We start from the raw sequence: 16,423 nt of genomic DNA on the forward strand, positions 1-16,423 counted from the left end.
TACAGGGCGTTACCATAAATTTAACCATAATGAAGGCATCCAAATACGGTGTGAATGTGAGGCTAGAACGGTTTTTTTTACTCCCTCTTACCTTGCTCGCAATTGTACTCGTTTCGTTTACCGAGCATAGTTTTGCGATTGAAAATGAAGATGAATTTGTCGTGGTTCTAGACGCTGGTCATGGTGGCCACGACCCTGGAAACCTAGGAAACGGTTATCTGGAGAAGAATATTGCCTTGAATATCGTCTTAAAAGCCGGTTCGATTTTGGAAAAGACCCCCGGTGTTAAGGTCATCTACACAAGAAAGGACGATACTTTCGTCGATTTATATGTGCGGGGTGAGATTGCCAATAAGGCGGGAGCCGATCTTTTCGTTTCTGTGCATTGTGATTCACATTCTTCAAAGGCATATGGTGCGGGCACTTTCGTACTTGGTCTCCATGCCAACAAACAGAATTTTGAGATAGCCAAAAAAGAGAATTCCGTAATTTATTTGGAGGATAACTATCGGAGTCGATACGCCAATTACGACATTAATTCTCCAGAATCGGTCATAGGTCTTACTATTATGCAGGAGGAGTTTTTAGACCAAAGTATCGCATTGGCCAAAGCTATTCAGGATAACTTTACCCAGAAATTAAAGCGTAAGGACAGAAAAGTAAAGCAGGCCGGTTTTATCGTATTGCACCAGACGGTAATGCCAAGTGTGCTGGTGGAGACAGGTTTTTTAACGAATCCAGAAGAAGGTGCGTATCTCAATTCCAAAAAAGGACAGTCTGAAATGGGTTCGGCCATCGCAGAGGCCGTCTTGACCTACAAAGGGGCGGTTATGGCCAATATGGCCGATGCGCAATTGGCCTTGATTACAGATACACCAAGCCCCACTACTTCAAATAATGAAGAACCGGTTGTTGTTGAAGCCGTTCCCCAAAAAAACAAAAGTAGTACACAGCTAGACACCCAGAAAGAGAATACCGACGGGGACGACGGTGTACGGGCTAATGTTGAAAAAGATACCGATGAAAAAGCAACGGCCCAGATAATCGATGAAGCTCGAAAAAAGGCGGAGCGTTCATCTCCTTCTTCTGGAAAAACAGGAGTAGGGACTTCTGTCAGCGAAAAAGCACCGATTGCGGCTGTTAGTAAAACCTCGGAAAAAATCGAAAAGAACCATCAACCTGAACCCAAGGAAGGTGTCATATATAAGGTGCAGATTATGGCATCCTCTAAAAATATACCCCTAAAGCCTTCTTCTTTCAATGGTCTTAATCGTGTGGTAAAGGAGCCTTATAAAGATATGTTCAGATACGTTTATGGTAGCACCAAATCACTAGAGGAAGCCAAAATGATGAAATCGAATGCCGACATTAAAGGATATCCTACCTCATTTATTGTTGCCTATCGAAACGGTGAGCGTATCCCTTTTAAGGAGAGCCTAAAATAAATGGGATGGATTTAATACCCCGCCCTTTCGTATTTTATTTCTAATTTTGTTATGAATCGTGTATAAATCTTAAAACTATCCTCTTGAAACTATCCAGGGAAATTAAGACAGGAATAATCGTCATAGGCGGTATTCTACTCTTCATATTAGGCTTTAGCTATTTGAAATCATCCCCTCTTTTCGAAGATGGTACCACGCTGTACGCCGTGTATAAAGATGTGGGCGGACTTCAGGTGGGTACTCCCGTTACCATTAATGGTTTTACCGTGGGTACTGTGAGCGATATCAAGTTCAAGGATGGGGGAGGCAATTTAGTGGTGACACTATCCCTAAAAAATGATTTTACATTCTCAAAAAATAGCCCTGCCGAATTATATGATACGGGTATCATTGGAGGAAAGGGAATTCAAATTAAGCCGGTATTCGATGGGGCTGAAATGGCGAAATCAAGGGATACTTTGCCAAGTAGTACCCAACTAGGGTTGACCCAATTGGTTCAAAAGCAACTAACGCCGCTCCAGCAGAAAATAGAGGGGGCGGTAACCAATGCCGATTCCTTATTAATGAATGTCAACCAAGTGCTTGATACTAAGGCTAAAAATGACCTAAGGGAAACGCTCAGCGGTCTTAATACGACCGTATCCAGTTTTAAACAAAGCGCTGAAGTGCTTAATCGCATATTGACTACGAATGAAGTTACCCTTGAGGGCTCGTTGAAGAACTTCGAGACCCTTACGTCAAATTTTGCCAAACTTTCAGATTCGCTAAACAACGCAGGTCTGGGAAGAACATTGGTACGACTGGAGTCGACCATAAACGATTTGGGGAATTTGATGGCAAAGATTGAACAAGGAGAGGGTACAATGGGCAAATTGATGAAAGATGAAGAGTTGTATACCAACCTTAGTAACGCCTCGCGTGAGCTAGATCTATTGCTACAAGACTTCCGTTTGAATCCGAAACGATACGTGAATGTTTCTGTTTTTGGAAAGAAACAAAAGGAATATGAACTTCCCGAAGATGATCCGGCGGCTAAAATGAACGAGCAATAAACTAGATGGGATACCTTTCGAATATTGTATTTGTACTCTTACTGGCATTTGGCATAGGCTATTTTATCAGAAACGTAAAACGACTGATACGTAATATCCGACTTGGGCAGGATGTAGATGTATCGGACAATGTGGCATTGCGGTGGAAAAATATGGCCAAGATAGCCCTAGGGCAGACCAAAATGGTGGTTAGGCCCGTTGCGGGAATCTTGCATATCATCGTTTATCTCGGTTTCATCATCATCAATATCGAAGTTCTTGAAATAATTATTGACGGTATTTTCGGCACGCACAGGATTCTGGGATTTCTAGGTGGGTTTTACGACTTTTTAATTGCCTCTTTTGAAATTTTGGCGCTATTGGTAATCGTTGCCGTTGTCGCTTTTTGGATGCGGAGAAATATCATTCGTTTGCAGCGCTTCGTCAAACCAGAAATGAAAGGGTGGCCCAAAACAGACGGTAATGTGATCTTATATATTGAATTGGTATTAATGGTGTTGTTCTTGACCATGAATGCAGCAGATTATCAATTGCAACAAATAGGCGTCGATGATTATAGTAGAGCAGGTACGTTTCCTGTCAGTCAATTCATTTTGCCGGTATTTGATGGTATGACCGCGGAAAGCCTTATTTTTATTGAAAGAGCCGCATGGTGGTTACATATTGCCGGAATTCTTTTTTTCTTGAATTACCTGTATTATTCCAAGCATTTGCACATTCTTCTTGCTTTCCCAAACACGTACTACGGAAAATTGTCTCCTAAAGGGCAATTTAAAAACCTCGATTCGGTGACCCAAGAAGTAAAGTTGATGCTCGATCCTTCGGCAGACCCGTTTTCCGAACCTGTAGATGATACCGGCGATCCTGGCAAGTTTGGCGCTTCGGATGTGGCCGATCTGAATTGGATACAGTTGATGAACGCCTATACCTGTACTGAATGTGGTCGATGTACAGACGAATGTCCGGCCAATAAAACGGGTAAAAAGCTATCTCCTCGAAAAATTATGATGGACACGCGTGACCGATTAGAAGAAGTGGGCAAAAATGTGGAAAAGAACAAAGGTCAATTTGTGCCGGATGGGAAGCAGTTGTTAGATGATTATATCACTAGGGAGGAGTTATGGGCCTGTACGACCTGTAATGCCTGTGTTCAGGCCTGTCCAGTTAGCATTGATCCTCTTTCTATAATTATGGATATGAGGCAATATTTGGTTATGGAACAATCGGCCGCTCCCTCCGATTTGAACAATATGATGGGGAACCTCGAAAATAATGGAGCGCCATGGCCATTCAACCAAATGGACCGTTTGAACTGGGCGAAGGAAGGGTAGACGTATCCATGGTCGCAAGCTCTCACATTGATTAGTGGCATATGGTCTGGTTGTATACCCCTGAATATGAAATAGAAATCTAAAAGATGAAAGCACAAGAACTAAGAGTGCCTACCATGGCAGAACTTTTCTCTAAAGGGGAGAAACCTGAAGTCCTATTTTGGGTGGGCTGTGCAGGTAGTTTTGATGATAGGGCGAAGAAAATTACAAAGGCCTTTGTGCAAATTTTGAATAAGGCCCAGATTTCTTTTGCCGTTCTGGGCACCGAAGAAAGCTGTACCGGTGACCCGGCAAAGAGGGCGGGTAACGAGTTTCTATATCAAATGCAGGCCATAACGAATATTGAAGTTTTAAACGGTTATGAAGTACAAAAGATAGTAACTACATGTCCACATTGTTTCAACACCCTGAAGAACGAGTATCCCGGCCTTGGAGGAACGTATGAGGTTGTGCATCATACCCAGTTCTTAAAACAGTTATTGCAAGAAGGAAAAATGACGTTGGAAGGTGGAAAATTCAATGGAAAGCGCATTACCTTTCACGACCCCTGCTATCTGGGTAGGGCCAACGGAATTTATGAAGCACCTCGAGACCTTATTCGGAAACTGGATGCAGAACTGGTCGAAATGAAGAGCTGTAAGCAGAAGGGGTTGTGCTGCGGAGCTGGTGGTGCCCAAATGTTCAAGGAGGCCGAGAAAGGGGACAAAGATGTCAATATCGAACGTACCGAACAAGCGTTGGAGACCGCGCCTGAAATTATCGCCGCAGGCTGCCCCTTCTGCAATACAATGATGACAGACGGCATTAAACACAAAGAAAAGGAAGGTTCAATAGCTGTAATGGATATTGCCGAGCTTATTGCCTCCGCCGAAGACCTTTAAACGGAAAATAGATTAAATCAAAATTTGAACTATATAAAATATGTTAGTAGACTTTGAAAGTTTACCGGAAACCTCAAGAGTCTGGATTTATCAGGCCAACAGGACCTTTACCGACGCCGAGTTAAACGAATTGCGTGGTGAGTTGGACGATTTTATTCGTGAATGGACGGCTCACGGTTTGGAATTGAAGGCGGGGTATGAAATTCGATATGGCAGGTTTATCATTCTAGCGTTGGATCAGCAAAAGAACGCTGCCTCAGGTTGTTCGATAGATGCTTCCGTACATTTCATTCAATATCTTGAAAAAAAATATGGGGTTATCTTGTTGGATAAAATGAATGTATCCTACAAACAAGGAGAATTTATAGCGTACAAACCCTTGGCCGATTTTAAGAAGATGGCCAAACAAAAAGCCGTGTCGAAGAATACGATCGTATTTAACAACCTTGTGATGAACAAACAAGAATATGCAGATCACTGGGAGGTTCCCGCATCCGAAAGCTGGCATGCTAGATTCATGTAGTTCACCTCTAGTTATAGCATGCCAAGCTCTTTATTTCAATACATACATCCGATGAAGTGCAATATTTATTTCCCTTTTTAGTTATTTCCATAGACTATCCCAACTATGCCATTTCTTAAAGTGTTTTCAATCTTTCTTTTCACCATTTTTTGTGTACATGCACAAAAAAATCCTTTGGTATCAATAGATAGTGCGGCCCAGCAAAATTGGGTTGACAAAACCTATGATAGCATGTCTTTGGAAGAGAAATTTGGACAGCTATTTATGGTGATGGTGGCCTCCGACCAAAGCAAGGAAACCACCGACAATATCAAGACCCTTATCGAAAGGGAAAAAATCGGCGGGGTAATCTTTTCGACAGGGGGCCCCGTACGACAGGCCAAACTCACCAATGCATTTCAGAAGGCTTCTACATTGCCCTTATTGATCGGTATGGATGCCGAATGGGGTTTGGCAATGCGACTTGACTCCACCTACGCTTTTCCTTGGAATATGACCTTAGGAGCAATTACCGACAGTTCAATTATTGAAAAAGTGGGTCGGCGAATAGGGGAGCATGCCAAACGCTTGGGAGTGCATATCAATTTTGCCCCTGACCTTGACATTAACATCAATCCTCAAAATCCCATCATTGGAAACCGTTCTTTCGGGGAAGTACGGGAAAATGTGGTTGAGAAAGGCATCGCCTTTATGAGGGGAATGGAAAGTGCCGGGGTATTATCGAGTGGCAAACATTTTCCGGGACACGGTGATACGGCTACCGATTCGCACCACGCGCTTCCTATGATCAACTTCACTAGGGCTCGTTTGGATAGTGTTGAACTATATCCGTTCAGAAAATTGATCAATGCCGGTATAAGTAGTATAATGGTCGCCCATTTAGAAGTGCCCGCACTGGAAATAAAGGAAGGGCTGCCCTCCTCATTATCGGAACAAATAATATCCGGTATTCTTAAGGAGGAAATGGGGTTTAAAGGATTGGTGTTTACAGATGCCCTTAATATGAAGGGGGTAACCGACCATGGCAAGAACGGGGATGCCGAAGTGGCGGCATTTATGGCAGGAAATGATATTCTTTTGATGCCTACTGAAGTGGCCAAGGCCAAAGAAAAATTGACCAAGGCATTTGAAAAAGGAAAAATTTCTGAAGAACGATTGGCCACATCGGTCAAAAAGATTTTAATGGCCAAGTATAAGGTAGGCCTTTACGATTATAAACCTGTCGTCTTAGAAAATCTTTACGAAGATTTGAATTCGAGAAAAGACGACTTGGTGTATGAGGAGGCTATTGAAAATGCCATTACCGTGGTCAAGAACGATTTTTATCTCATGGGCATCAAGAAATTGGAGAACAAGAAAATAGCCTATGTGAAGTTCGGTGATGCCGATAGCGATCCCTTTGTCGAAGAGTTAAATAAATATGCTCGTGTTACGCAAGTCAATGGGAAAGATATTGGCACTTTGAAAACGAAGCTCAAAGAATTCAATTTAGTGATTATCGGGCATCATAAGAGTAATGATAGCCCTTGGAAGCCCTATAAATTCTCGCAAAAGGAATTGAAGTGGTTGGCCGAAATTGCCGCAGAGCGAAGTTCAAATCTCATCCTTGCACTTTTTGCCAAGCCCTATGCCCTTTTAGACGTTCAAAGTTTCAACAGTATAGATGGTGTTGTGGTCGCTTATCAAAATAGTGCCATGGCCCAGCGCAAGGCTGCCCAGCTTATTTTCGGGGCCATACCCGCGAAGGGAAAACTACCCGTCACGGCACATCCCAGTTTTCCGGTTGATACCCAAATACTTCTAAAATCGCTTTTACGCTTGGGATACAGTTATCCAGAGCGGGTAGGTTTGGATGCCGCAAAGCTGGCGCAGGTCGATAGTTTGGTACACGACGGTCTCGATTCGTTGATGTTTCCGGGAGCCCAGGTCTTGATTGCGCGAAAAGGCAAAGTGGTTTACGATAAAGGATTCGGTAAACCGACCTATGAGTCAAAAGATAGTATTACCACGGACTATATTTATGATCTTGCCTCCCTTACCAAAATATTGGCAACACTTCCGATAATTATGAAAATGGAGGAAGATGGCGAGATTGCCTTGAACAATACCTTTCAGGATTTAATTCCGGAGTATGCCGAATCCCAACTTAAAAATGTAACGGTTTTAAAGGCCTTGTCGCATTATGGAAGGCTTCCCGCATGGATTGCATTCTATATCGATACGTTGGATAAGAATCGCAAACCTTCTAAAGAGTTCTATCGCACCGAGCCCATGGATGGCTTCACAACAAAGGTCACCGACCACTTGTACTTGACTGATGCTTATAAAGATTCTATCTACGACCGTATAGGCAGACAAGATCTGAAGTCGAATAGGTATCGCTATAGCGATGTGGCGTATTATGTGATGAAAAAATATATCGAGGACGTTTACAAAAAGCCGCTTGATCAGCTTGCCCAAGATTTTTTATATGCACCGATTGGTGCGTTTAATACGAGTTTCAATCCGTTGGAGAAATTTCCGAAGAATAGAATTGTGCCTTCTGAAATCGACAAGTACTATCGCTACGAAACTATCCAAGGCTTTGTTCATGATATGGGAGCCGCTATGCAGGGTGGCGTAGGCGGGCATGCCGGACTTTTTAGTAATGCCGAAGATGTTGCCAAAATCATGCAGATGTATTTACAGGAAGGGTTCTATGGAGGAACCAGGTTCTTGGAATCCCGTACCATTCAAAAGTTTAATAATTGCTATTTCTGTGATAAACACGTGAGACGGGGCGTTGGCTTTGATAAACCACAATTGGAAGATCGTGGGCCTACCTGTGGATGTGTCTCACGAAAAAGTTTTGGGCATAGTGGGTTTACAGGAACGTATACATGGGCAGATCCTGAAGAGGAGATCGTATATGTTTTTCTTTCCAATAGAACCTACCCATCGGCTTCCAATACGCTTTTGATAAAATCAGGATTACGCACGCGAATACAAAGGGCGATTTACGATGCCATCGTCAATTAAATCTGTTTTTTTTATCATACATTAACGAAACCTTAACTACCAAGGTTTGAAATTAAAGCAGGGCCCCGACGACTTAATCTACAGTTTTGGTTAACTTTGATCGATGAAAATAGCTATCGTTTGTTACCCTACTTTTGGGGGTAGTGGTGTTGTAGCCACTGAATTGGGAATCGCCCTTGCGAACAGGGGACATGAAGTACACTTTGTAACCTATCGACAACCTGTACGCCTAGGTCTACTCAATAACAATATATATTTCCACGAGGTACACGTACCGGAATATCCCTTATTTCATTACCAACCCTACGAACTGGCACTTTCCAGTAAGCTTGTCGATACTATTAAGCTTTATGGTATTGATCTTTTGCACGTACATTATGCCATACCTCATGCGTATGCAGGGTATATGGCGAAAAAAATGTTGGAAGAAGAAGAAATCTATGTACCCATGATTACGACCTTGCACGGTACCGATATAACCTTGGTGGGTAAACACCCGTTTTATAAGCCCGCCGTTACCTTCAGTATCAACCAATCTGATGTGGTGACTTCCGTTTCTGAAAACCTAAAGCAACGTACCTTGGAGTCTTTCGACATAAGAAAAGAAATAGAGGTTGTACCGAACTTCATCGATAAAAGAAAATATGAAACGGCCTATACCGATTGCCAGCGTTCTTTGATGGCAGAAGACAACGAAAAAATAGTGACCCACATCAGTAATTTTCGAAAAGTGAAACGAATACCTGATGTAATCAAGGTTTTTTATAAAATACAAAAAAAGATACCCGCCAAACTTATCATGGTAGGGGAGGGGCCCGAGAAGGAGAGGGCCGAAATGCTTTGCGATTCTTTAGGGATTTCCAATAAGGTTATATTTTTGGGCAACAGTAATGAAATCGATAGAATTCTTTGTTTTTCGGATTTATTTTTACTGCCCTCCGAATCGGAGAGTTTTGGTTTGGCCGCACTCGAGGCAATGATGAATAAAGTGCCTGTAATTTCTAGTAATACTGGAGGAATTCCAGAGGTAAATCTTGATGGAATAACAGGATATCTCAGTGATGTGGGTGATGTAGAGGAGATGGCTGAAAACGCGATTGCGATTCTTGGTGATGAGAAAACCTTGGAGCAATTCAAACAAAATGCCGTAGATTCTGCCTTAAGATTTGACATTCAGAAAGTTTTGCCTTTATATGAAAAACTTTACGAATCTGCCTTTAAGGGCAGGTTTGATAAAACGATATGATGATTGTTAGAATGGTCTTTACGTGTATCGTTTTACTTGTGCTATCGTGCAACGGACAGAAGAAAACTACGATGAACCATAACACAAAGCTTGGTGAAAACCATTTAAGTTTAATTGTAAGTGATTATTATGCCCCGGCCGATAGTGCAGCCATATTGGTGATTAGGGATGAGAAAAGCCTTCTAAAATTCTATGCTCAAATAAACAAGACCCGTAAACCTGGGCTACCTGTTCCAAAAATTGATTTTTCAGATGAAATGATTGTGGTTCGATGCATAGGAGAACAAAAGAATGGTGGGATGCCAGAGCTCTTTTTCATGGAAGAGACCCCTCGGGCTATCGTGATAGGGGTAAAAGAAAAGCAACCAATAAATTTAGGAACTGCGATAACCGGTGCTTTCTCTGTTTATAAAATGCCGTTTTCCAAAAAGGAAATAATTGTACGGAGCAAATGATAAAAAAGGTCAATTGTAACCTTTTTCCGTAGTCTACCGAAAATACTTACACTTTATAGTTTAATTTTTGATTTGGGTTTGGTCGTCAGTAACTTTACACCATTGTAAGACCCAAATCTTATGACCTATGAAAAACAGTTCGCTTTCAGCGATAATATTTCTGCTGTGTCTTTCTATTCTTCCCGTTGCTGCCCAGGATGGAGAAATACAACTTACCACAAGTGATAGTGTAATTACCCGCTCATGGATGGTCGGTCTAGGATATAACTTTATCGATGATTCAGGTGACATGCTAGACGAGTTATTCTCATTTCATACCCAATGGAATATGCTTCCTTACCCTTCCCGTATAAGTTTCGGTAGATATTTCAAAAGTGGTATCGGGGTGGAAGCCATAGGTACCTATAATCAATATAAGGTAGGTAAAATTATCGAAGGGGAAGTAAATACTACTAAAACCGACTATTTTGGTATGGACGCTCGGTTGACTTATGATCTGAACAAAGTTATCGGGCATACGGCTTGGTTTGATCCGTATATAGGAGTGGGTGCAGGTTATACCCATGCAGCGAACCAATCAAGAGGTACGTATAACGGCATTGTGGGGTTTAGAACTTGGTTCTCCGACCGGTTTGGTCTTGATTTCAATTCTTCGGGAAAATGGTCTATGGATATTTCAAAGGCAACCAATCATCTTCAGCATGCGATTAGCCTGATTTATCAATTTGATACGGAGAAAGAATTGACTAGGCAAGGTGAGAAAAAATTGGCCCTCATAGAAGCTATTCAGAAAGAACGTCAGAGGGTACAAGATTCCATTGATACCGAAAATAGAATTAGGGAGGAAGCCGCCTTGGCCGAGCAACTGGCTCGCCAACGTGAACAAGATTTGTTGGCACAGGAAAAGGCAAAGGAAAATCTTGAAAAACAACGTGCGCAACAAATAGAGCAACAAATCGATAATTTAGGAATAGTCTATTTTGATTTGAACTCCTCCTATCTTAACAAAACATCGAAGACGGTTTTGGAAAGGCTAGCTAAGTTCATGCATGAAAATCCGACGATCAAACTTATGGTTTCAGCCCATACCGATTCGAGAGGAACATCGAAATATAATGACTGGCTGGCGGAGAGAAGGGTCAATCGTACCGTAGAGTACCTAATCAAACATGGGGTTCCCTTGGATCGATTAGAGGCCGAATCATATGGAGAGGATCGACTGTTGAACGAATGTGATGATGATACCTATTGTGATGAAGAAAAACATCGGATAAATAGAAGGGCAGAATTTAGTATCCTTAATTATTAGACCCACCGATTTTTTGGTTTTCTACCTAATAAATATGGTAAATAGTAAGGGTGATCGATCATATATCCAAAGAATCACATACTCCTTTATATCGTCGACCCAAAGAATTTGGTTAGATTTCCGCGGCCTGCCGGGTTCATTTATTTCGGACATTTTTTAGGCTTTACACTATAGTAACCATAGTATATACGGTTTAATACGTCATTCGGACGCTCAATATATACATATATATATAGGATTTGCTAATATGGGGCTTTAAGCACTTTATTTACCTTTAATGCTATTGATGTAGGTGCCGATTTCATCGGCAATCAATGCTCTGCCGTGAGCATTCCAATGATGATCGTAAATTAGAGTAGTGGGTTTTTCGGAGTTTTTGAAACGCGGTGAAAAGTCTAGATATTTTATGTTATTTTTTGTACAGAAATTAAGAAAGTCGGCACTTGTTTTTCTACTATCCAAAAGTAGGGTCGTTTTATTTTTATCGAAGCCGTACAGGTCAATAAGACTTTTAAAGTTCTCGATTCTTTTTTTGTCTTCTTCTTGGTCTTTTTTAGCATCTACCATTTCGTTAGTATGATACCCTTGTTCGGTGTCATCAAAAGCATTCCCTCCCTGTGCAAGCTTTTTTAGGGGTTCAAGGATACCGATCTTCGACCCATAGGCCAACAGTTTAATATTGTCCCGGATTTTAAATAGGGTCGAAGATAACATTTTGATTCGCCCATAATTGGGTTTATAGATACCTCTGCCTAAGTCATTTTTATAGTTGAGATAAATAATAATTTGGTCGATCAATTGAAAATCGTCTTTATAAGCGTTGATTAAATGCAATTGATTTGCTAAGTCATAACCTGCATACCCGTACTCATAGACTTCGATACCTTTTACTTTATCCTCGATTTTTTTCCCGGTCGATTCATTATAATCTTGATGGAATCCTTCAATGAAAGAATCCCCTATAAGCGCAACCTCATATTTTTCAAGGGTCGGATTAAACTCTCTAAACGAGTTAAAGCCCGAATTATTAATATCGAACTCTGAAAAATTTTGATTTCTATTACCGGTAACGGCATAGCCATTATTATTCGGAACCCTTTTTTCAACTCCGTATTCATCAATAAATCTCGGAGGATCTTCCGTATACAGGTGAAAAACCCGTACTATAACTTCCAAGAGCAGAAGTATCAAGAATATGTAGAGTATGGTCTTGAGAATAAACTTCTTCATGGCCTAAAATTGGAAATAAATAAATGATCTGTTCACCCCATCGTCATAGAACAATAGAATGCTCAACACAACCAAGGTGTATAAAAAGAACCTTACAATAGGTGATCTGAACTTAAACGGGTTTCGTTCGTCTTTACGGATAACGTATTCATACAACGTAAAAATGGCCAAGAGCACATAAAAATCGAACATTCTATACCCCATAGGATGGACATACGCACCATAGCTGAAATCGTTTGCAATATGATTAATGTAATCAAAAGCGTCCGAAAGGGACGGCGACCTAAAGAAAATTCTTGAAAAGGTAACTAGTGCAAATGTTAACAACACCTGTAAAATCTCAGTTATTGTTGGATACCAGGTTTTCTCTGCTATTACATTATCGGCATAAATACGATTACGTCCCATAAGAAATACCGGGATATAGAGTAAAGCATGTACTCCTCCCCAAAAAACGAATGTCCAATTGGCACCATGCCAAAGACCACTGACCAAAAAAATGACAATGATATTCCGTATCGATTTCAATTTACTTACCCTAGAACCTCCCATAGGTATGTACAGATAGTGCCTGAACCAAGTGGAAAGGGAGACGTGCCAGCGTTGCCAATATTCAGCGATATTTCTAGCAAAATTTGGAAATTTGAAGTTCGACATTAGTTCAATTCCAAAAAGTTTTGCCGTACCAATGGCAATGTCGGTGTACCCACTGAAATCTCCATATACTTGAAAACTAAATAAGGAGACACCCAATATAAGGGTGGATGCCGGGTAGCTTGCGTAGTTTGCAAATATATCATCGACAATAGGCGCCAATGAATCTGCGATGACCAATTTTTTGAAAAACCCCCATAAGATCAGTTTTATACCGCTGCGCGCCTGTTCATATTCAAATATTCTTTTAGAATTGATTTGGCTCAAAAGGTTTGATGCCCTTTCGATAGGCCCAGCGACCAGTTGGGGGAAAAAGGAAACGAATGCAGCAAATGATACGAAATTTCTGGTCGGCTCTAACTTTTTATAATAAATATCAAAGGAATATGACATGGTTTGAAAAGTGTAGAATGAAATACCGACCGGTAAAATTATACGAAGAGTCCATACACTTTTGATAGTGTAACCCATTGAACTGAACATACCGATAAAAGAATCTACGAAAAAATTGTAGTATTTAAAGAAACCCAGTAGTCCCACATTACAGGCTACACTTATCCAAAGCCAATATCTAGCTTTTTTCTTGGTATTTAAATTTTTGAAAATCTGTTGACCTACATAGAAATCAAGTACGGTGCTGAAGAATATCAATATTAAAAATCGCCAATCCCACCAACCATAAAATAAATAACTGGCTGCAATTATTAATATATTTTGAACTCTCAGGTTCTTTTTGAATACGAACCAATAGAGTATATAAACTGTCGGCAGAAATAATAGAAATTCTAACGAGTTAAATAGCAATGGGGTACGTGTTTAGGATATTTGGATGTTGGGGCTTATTTTTATAATATACTCAAAGCTCAAACAGCTTGATAGACCGATCAACTTTGATATTCTAACGTTGCCATAACCTTTTTAGTCTCTGTCGAGAGAAAATATTTATTCTCGGAATCAGGCAGGTGATACACTTTTAATTCGGAGAGACACACGTTATTAAGATATAAAAAATCGAACGCTACGGTTCTTAAATGACTATGGTTAGGCTCCCTAATATCTACTTCTTCGTAGTCACCAAGTACTTCATCTTCGTGTATTTCATCGAATGAGTGATTGATTCCTTTATCGTTCTTCTTTCTATTTTTCAACCAAAATGTTAATCTATGTAGCTTTTCATTGACATTTTTATCGCGGAGCAGTTGTTTGAAATCATAGAATTCTCTTATCAAAAGGGCTATTAACCGAGCTCTAATCGATGTTTTATCATATAAAATATGATATTCAAAATCATATTTCTTATCAGCCCATCTGGCCTTATAATCAAAATAACCTTTCGAGAAGTCAAAGGTTCGCATTTTTTGTTCTAGGCTCCATTCCAAAAGTTTCATAATGGTTATCGAACCGAGGTGAAATTTAGCATAGTCAATATCGAAAACCGTTATTGCATCGAAAAGTATTTCATCGGAAAAAAAGTTTAGGGTTATCCCGATGGGTTGTTGCTCATTGTATATTACATATAGCGAGGCTCTTTTCTCTAAGATCATGGGTCTTGTTACTTCATAATAGAATTTCCATTCTTTGGGGTCTAGATTGTTGTTAGTAATTTGTTTGTCATCGAACCGCTTTTGAAGTAGGCCGCGGAAATTTTCGAAAATAAAATCATAAGTTTCCATTGAAATTTCACCGAAATACATCTCATACGAGATATTGAAACAGTTTTCAAAGCGCTTTTTATATTTATTGAGTTTGTACCTACTGCTCTTACTAAAAGTTTTGCGTAGGTAGTCGGTCAAATCGGTATAGTTCTCCAAGTCTATCGAAAAACCCGGATATTGTTTCGATTTATATATCCCCAGTGTGGCATTGACATCTTTCGTCTCTACCTGAAAATAAGTAGGGATATCATAAATTAAAAATACCTTTTTTTGATAGTCCTGTGGACCACTAGGTAAAATCTTATAGTCGATACCTTTGGTGTCTGTTGCGCCAATATTGATGTACAGAGGAAGGTAACTGTGTTTGGTGAATTTCATACTCTTAAGAAATTCAAAACTGCAACCCTCTTTATCGTCATTGAAATTTTTTGACCATATCGAGGTAAAGCTTTTAGATAAAAACGGATTGTTTTTAATCAAATCGGTAAGGTTTAATGGGTTTTCTGATTCTTTCTATAGGCAGGAAAAAAGTTAGGGTCATCGTTAAAGCTCTCGCCCAGCACTTTTTTTCTACTTTCGGTCAATACATCATAGACTTCTTTGTTTATGGTATATTTCCATAGTTTGGCATCTTTGAAATCGTGTGAAAAAGTGGATTTGAATCTGAAAAGACTGTCTTCTTTGATGCCTTTGCCTCCACCTAAATTGAAATATTTAAAATTCTCTTTTGTTGCCCTGATTCTCATTTCATCTATCAATAGCTTGACCGGGTTTAGTTGTAGGTATGCTTCTTTCGAACCCGAGAGATGATATTGAACAATGTTGCCCGTTTTAATGAAAAGGGCGCCTCCTATAATTTCTTTGGTATCTTTCAATAGGCAAAGTAAAAGTTCTGCCTTGAAAAAAGAACTCAACATAAGTTTATAAAAATATTGTCTGTCAAAATAATATTGTTTATCGGCATGTACCCTTCCCATATTCTCATAGTATAATTGAATAAACTCTTCTATGTCTTTCTCCTTGGTACCATCGATTACGCTATAAACTCTTCGCGCTTTGTTCACGTAAGTTTTTAACCTGCTGTTATACTTTTGTCTTTGAATATCAAGAGGTTTTGATATGTCAATATTTACCACACTGCCGGGGCAGGTTACGCAACCTATACCTTCTAAAACTTTTTCTTGACCTTCGATATAAGGATGTAGTCTTGAAAAAATGGAGACGATTTTGTTCTTTTTCAGAAAAACCTGAAGTTCCATTTTGAATTCGGATAGTTCAGAACCTCCCAAAGGCCCCGTATGAAGAGGACCCGCATATCCGTATACAGATGTGGCATCTTGATACTCACTCTCTGGGATTGGCCTCAACAGTAAAGGAATTGCGATGGTCAATGCGGCCTTTTGATATATGAGAAGAATAGGGGTCTCGCTTTCCTTCTTTGATAGAATGTGATAATGATATGTGTGATAGCAATCGTAATGCTCAAATAGCTTAATAAAACTATTCCACCCCTCCCTATCTTTAATAATTTCTATCATTGAGGTTTTTCTAAATAATAATTGAGCCTAGGTCGTTCAACTGCTTTTAAAAATGAATTCTATGGCTAAAGTTCGGTTTAAAGTAA

General features: G+C 40.1%; 13 protein-coding genes. 9 read left to right on the forward strand and 4 right to left on the reverse strand.

Annotation, left to right across the window (positions count from 1 at the left end; genetic code table 11):
- Window positions 1-29: 29 nt before the first annotated feature.
- The 9 genes from F2B13_RS01190 to F2B13_RS01230 all read left to right on the forward strand — a co-directional run bounded on the left by F2B13_RS01190 (window position 30) and on the right by F2B13_RS01230 (window position 11,260).
- A complete protein-coding gene (locus tag F2B13_RS01190; RefSeq protein ID WP_149302830.1) occupies window positions 30-1,445 on the forward strand; it encodes an N-acetylmuramoyl-L-alanine amidase family protein in 1,416 nt (471 codons plus the stop codon).
- 83 nt (window positions 1,446-1,528) lie between these two features.
- Window positions 1,529-2,497 (forward strand): MlaD family protein, encoded by a 969-nt coding sequence (locus tag F2B13_RS01195; RefSeq protein ID WP_149302833.1) that lies wholly within the window; start codon window positions 1,529-1,531, stop codon window positions 2,495-2,497.
- A gap of 5 nt (window positions 2,498-2,502) precedes the next feature.
- A complete protein-coding gene (locus F2B13_RS01200) occupies window positions 2,503-3,828 on the forward strand; it encodes a (Fe-S)-binding protein (RefSeq protein ID WP_149302835.1) in 1,326 nt (441 codons plus the stop codon).
- Between the two features lie 86 nt (window positions 3,829-3,914).
- A complete protein-coding gene (locus tag F2B13_RS01205) occupies window positions 3,915-4,709 on the forward strand; it encodes a (Fe-S)-binding protein (RefSeq protein ID WP_149302837.1) in 795 nt (264 codons plus the stop codon).
- Window positions 4,710-4,749: 40 nt separating this feature from the next.
- Entirely contained in the window at window positions 4,750-5,232 is a 483-nt protein-coding gene (locus F2B13_RS20580; RefSeq protein WP_232623059.1) for an ABC transporter ATPase, read from the forward strand.
- A gap of 105 nt (window positions 5,233-5,337) precedes the next feature.
- Complete coding sequence (locus F2B13_RS01215) at window positions 5,338-8,250, forward strand: glycoside hydrolase family 3 N-terminal domain-containing protein (protein WP_149302839.1); 2,913 nt, start codon at window positions 5,338-5,340, stop codon at window positions 8,248-8,250.
- Window positions 8,251-8,353: 103 nt separating this feature from the next.
- Window positions 8,354-9,496, forward strand: coding sequence for an N-acetyl-alpha-D-glucosaminyl L-malate synthase BshA (gene bshA, locus F2B13_RS01220; RefSeq protein ID WP_149277078.1), 1,143 nt, complete (start codon window positions 8,354-8,356; stop codon window positions 9,494-9,496).
- The gene (locus F2B13_RS01225; RefSeq protein ID WP_149277079.1) at window positions 9,493-9,951 is read left to right on the forward strand and encodes a hypothetical protein; all 459 of its coding nucleotides are present in this window, start codon (window positions 9,493-9,495) and stop codon (window positions 9,949-9,951) included. The genes bshA and F2B13_RS01225 overlap by 4 nt, the downstream gene beginning before the upstream one ends.
- 127 nt (window positions 9,952-10,078) lie before the next feature.
- On the forward strand, window positions 10,079-11,260 hold the full coding sequence (locus tag F2B13_RS01230; RefSeq protein WP_149277080.1) for an OmpA family protein: 1,182 nt from the start codon (window positions 10,079-10,081) through the stop codon (window positions 11,258-11,260).
- 264 nt (window positions 11,261-11,524) lie between these two features.
- Here the strand turns inward: F2B13_RS01230 and F2B13_RS01235 are convergent, their stop codons facing one another.
- The 4 genes from F2B13_RS01235 to F2B13_RS01250 form a co-directional block, all read right to left on the reverse strand.
- The gene (locus F2B13_RS01235; protein ID WP_149277081.1) at window positions 11,525-12,490 is read right to left on the reverse strand and encodes a hypothetical protein; all 966 of its coding nucleotides are present in this window, start codon (window positions 12,488-12,490) and stop codon (window positions 11,525-11,527) included.
- Between the two features lie 3 nt (window positions 12,491-12,493).
- A complete protein-coding gene (locus F2B13_RS01240; protein ID WP_149277082.1) occupies window positions 12,494-13,948 on the reverse strand; it encodes an MBOAT family O-acyltransferase in 1,455 nt (484 codons plus the stop codon).
- Window positions 13,949-14,028: 80 nt separating this feature from the next.
- On the reverse strand, window positions 14,029-15,177 hold the full coding sequence (locus tag F2B13_RS01245; protein ID WP_149277083.1) for a GNAT family N-acetyltransferase: 1,149 nt from the start codon (window positions 15,175-15,177) through the stop codon (window positions 14,029-14,031).
- 113 nt (window positions 15,178-15,290) lie between these two features.
- Complete coding sequence (locus F2B13_RS01250) at window positions 15,291-16,337, reverse strand: GNAT family N-acetyltransferase (RefSeq protein ID WP_149277084.1); 1,047 nt, start codon at window positions 16,335-16,337, stop codon at window positions 15,291-15,293.
- Window positions 16,338-16,423: the final 86 nt, after the last annotated feature.

It is taken from the genome of Pareuzebyella sediminis (genome assembly GCF_008367235.1).
Taxonomy (GTDB): Bacteria; Bacteroidota; Bacteroidia; order Flavobacteriales; family Flavobacteriaceae; genus Pareuzebyella; species Pareuzebyella sediminis.

What these genes read in the sequence shown, in the direction of transcription:
- F2B13_RS01230 (WP_149277080.1), top strand. Translation starts at nt 10,079, where the DNA reads ATGAAAAACAGTTCGCTTTCAGCGATAATATTTCTGCTGTGTCTTTCT.
- bshA (WP_149277078.1), top strand. Translation starts at nt 8,354, where the DNA reads ATGAAAATAGCTATCGTTTGTTACCCTACTTTTGGGGGTAGTGGTGTT.
- F2B13_RS01250 (WP_149277084.1), bottom strand. Translation starts at nt 16,337, where the DNA reads ATGATAGAAATTATTAAAGATAGGGAGGGGTGGAATAGTTTTATTAAG.
- F2B13_RS01200 (WP_149302835.1), top strand. Translation starts at nt 2,503, where the DNA reads ATGGGATACCTTTCGAATATTGTATTTGTACTCTTACTGGCATTTGGC.
- F2B13_RS01190 (WP_149302830.1), top strand. Translation starts at nt 30, where the DNA reads ATGAAGGCATCCAAATACGGTGTGAATGTGAGGCTAGAACGGTTTTTT.
- F2B13_RS01245 (WP_149277083.1), bottom strand. Translation starts at nt 15,177, where the DNA reads ATGAAATTCACCAAACACAGTTACCTTCCTCTGTACATCAATATTGGC.
- F2B13_RS01215 (WP_149302839.1), top strand. Translation starts at nt 5,338, where the DNA reads ATGCCATTTCTTAAAGTGTTTTCAATCTTTCTTTTCACCATTTTTTGT.
- F2B13_RS20580 (WP_232623059.1), top strand. Translation starts at nt 4,750, where the DNA reads ATGTTAGTAGACTTTGAAAGTTTACCGGAAACCTCAAGAGTCTGGATT.
- F2B13_RS01235 (WP_149277081.1), bottom strand. Translation starts at nt 12,490, where the DNA reads ATGAAGAAGTTTATTCTCAAGACCATACTCTACATATTCTTGATACTT.
- F2B13_RS01225 (WP_149277079.1), top strand. Translation starts at nt 9,493, where the DNA reads ATGATGATTGTTAGAATGGTCTTTACGTGTATCGTTTTACTTGTGCTA.
- F2B13_RS01205 (WP_149302837.1), top strand. Translation starts at nt 3,915, where the DNA reads ATGAAAGCACAAGAACTAAGAGTGCCTACCATGGCAGAACTTTTCTCT.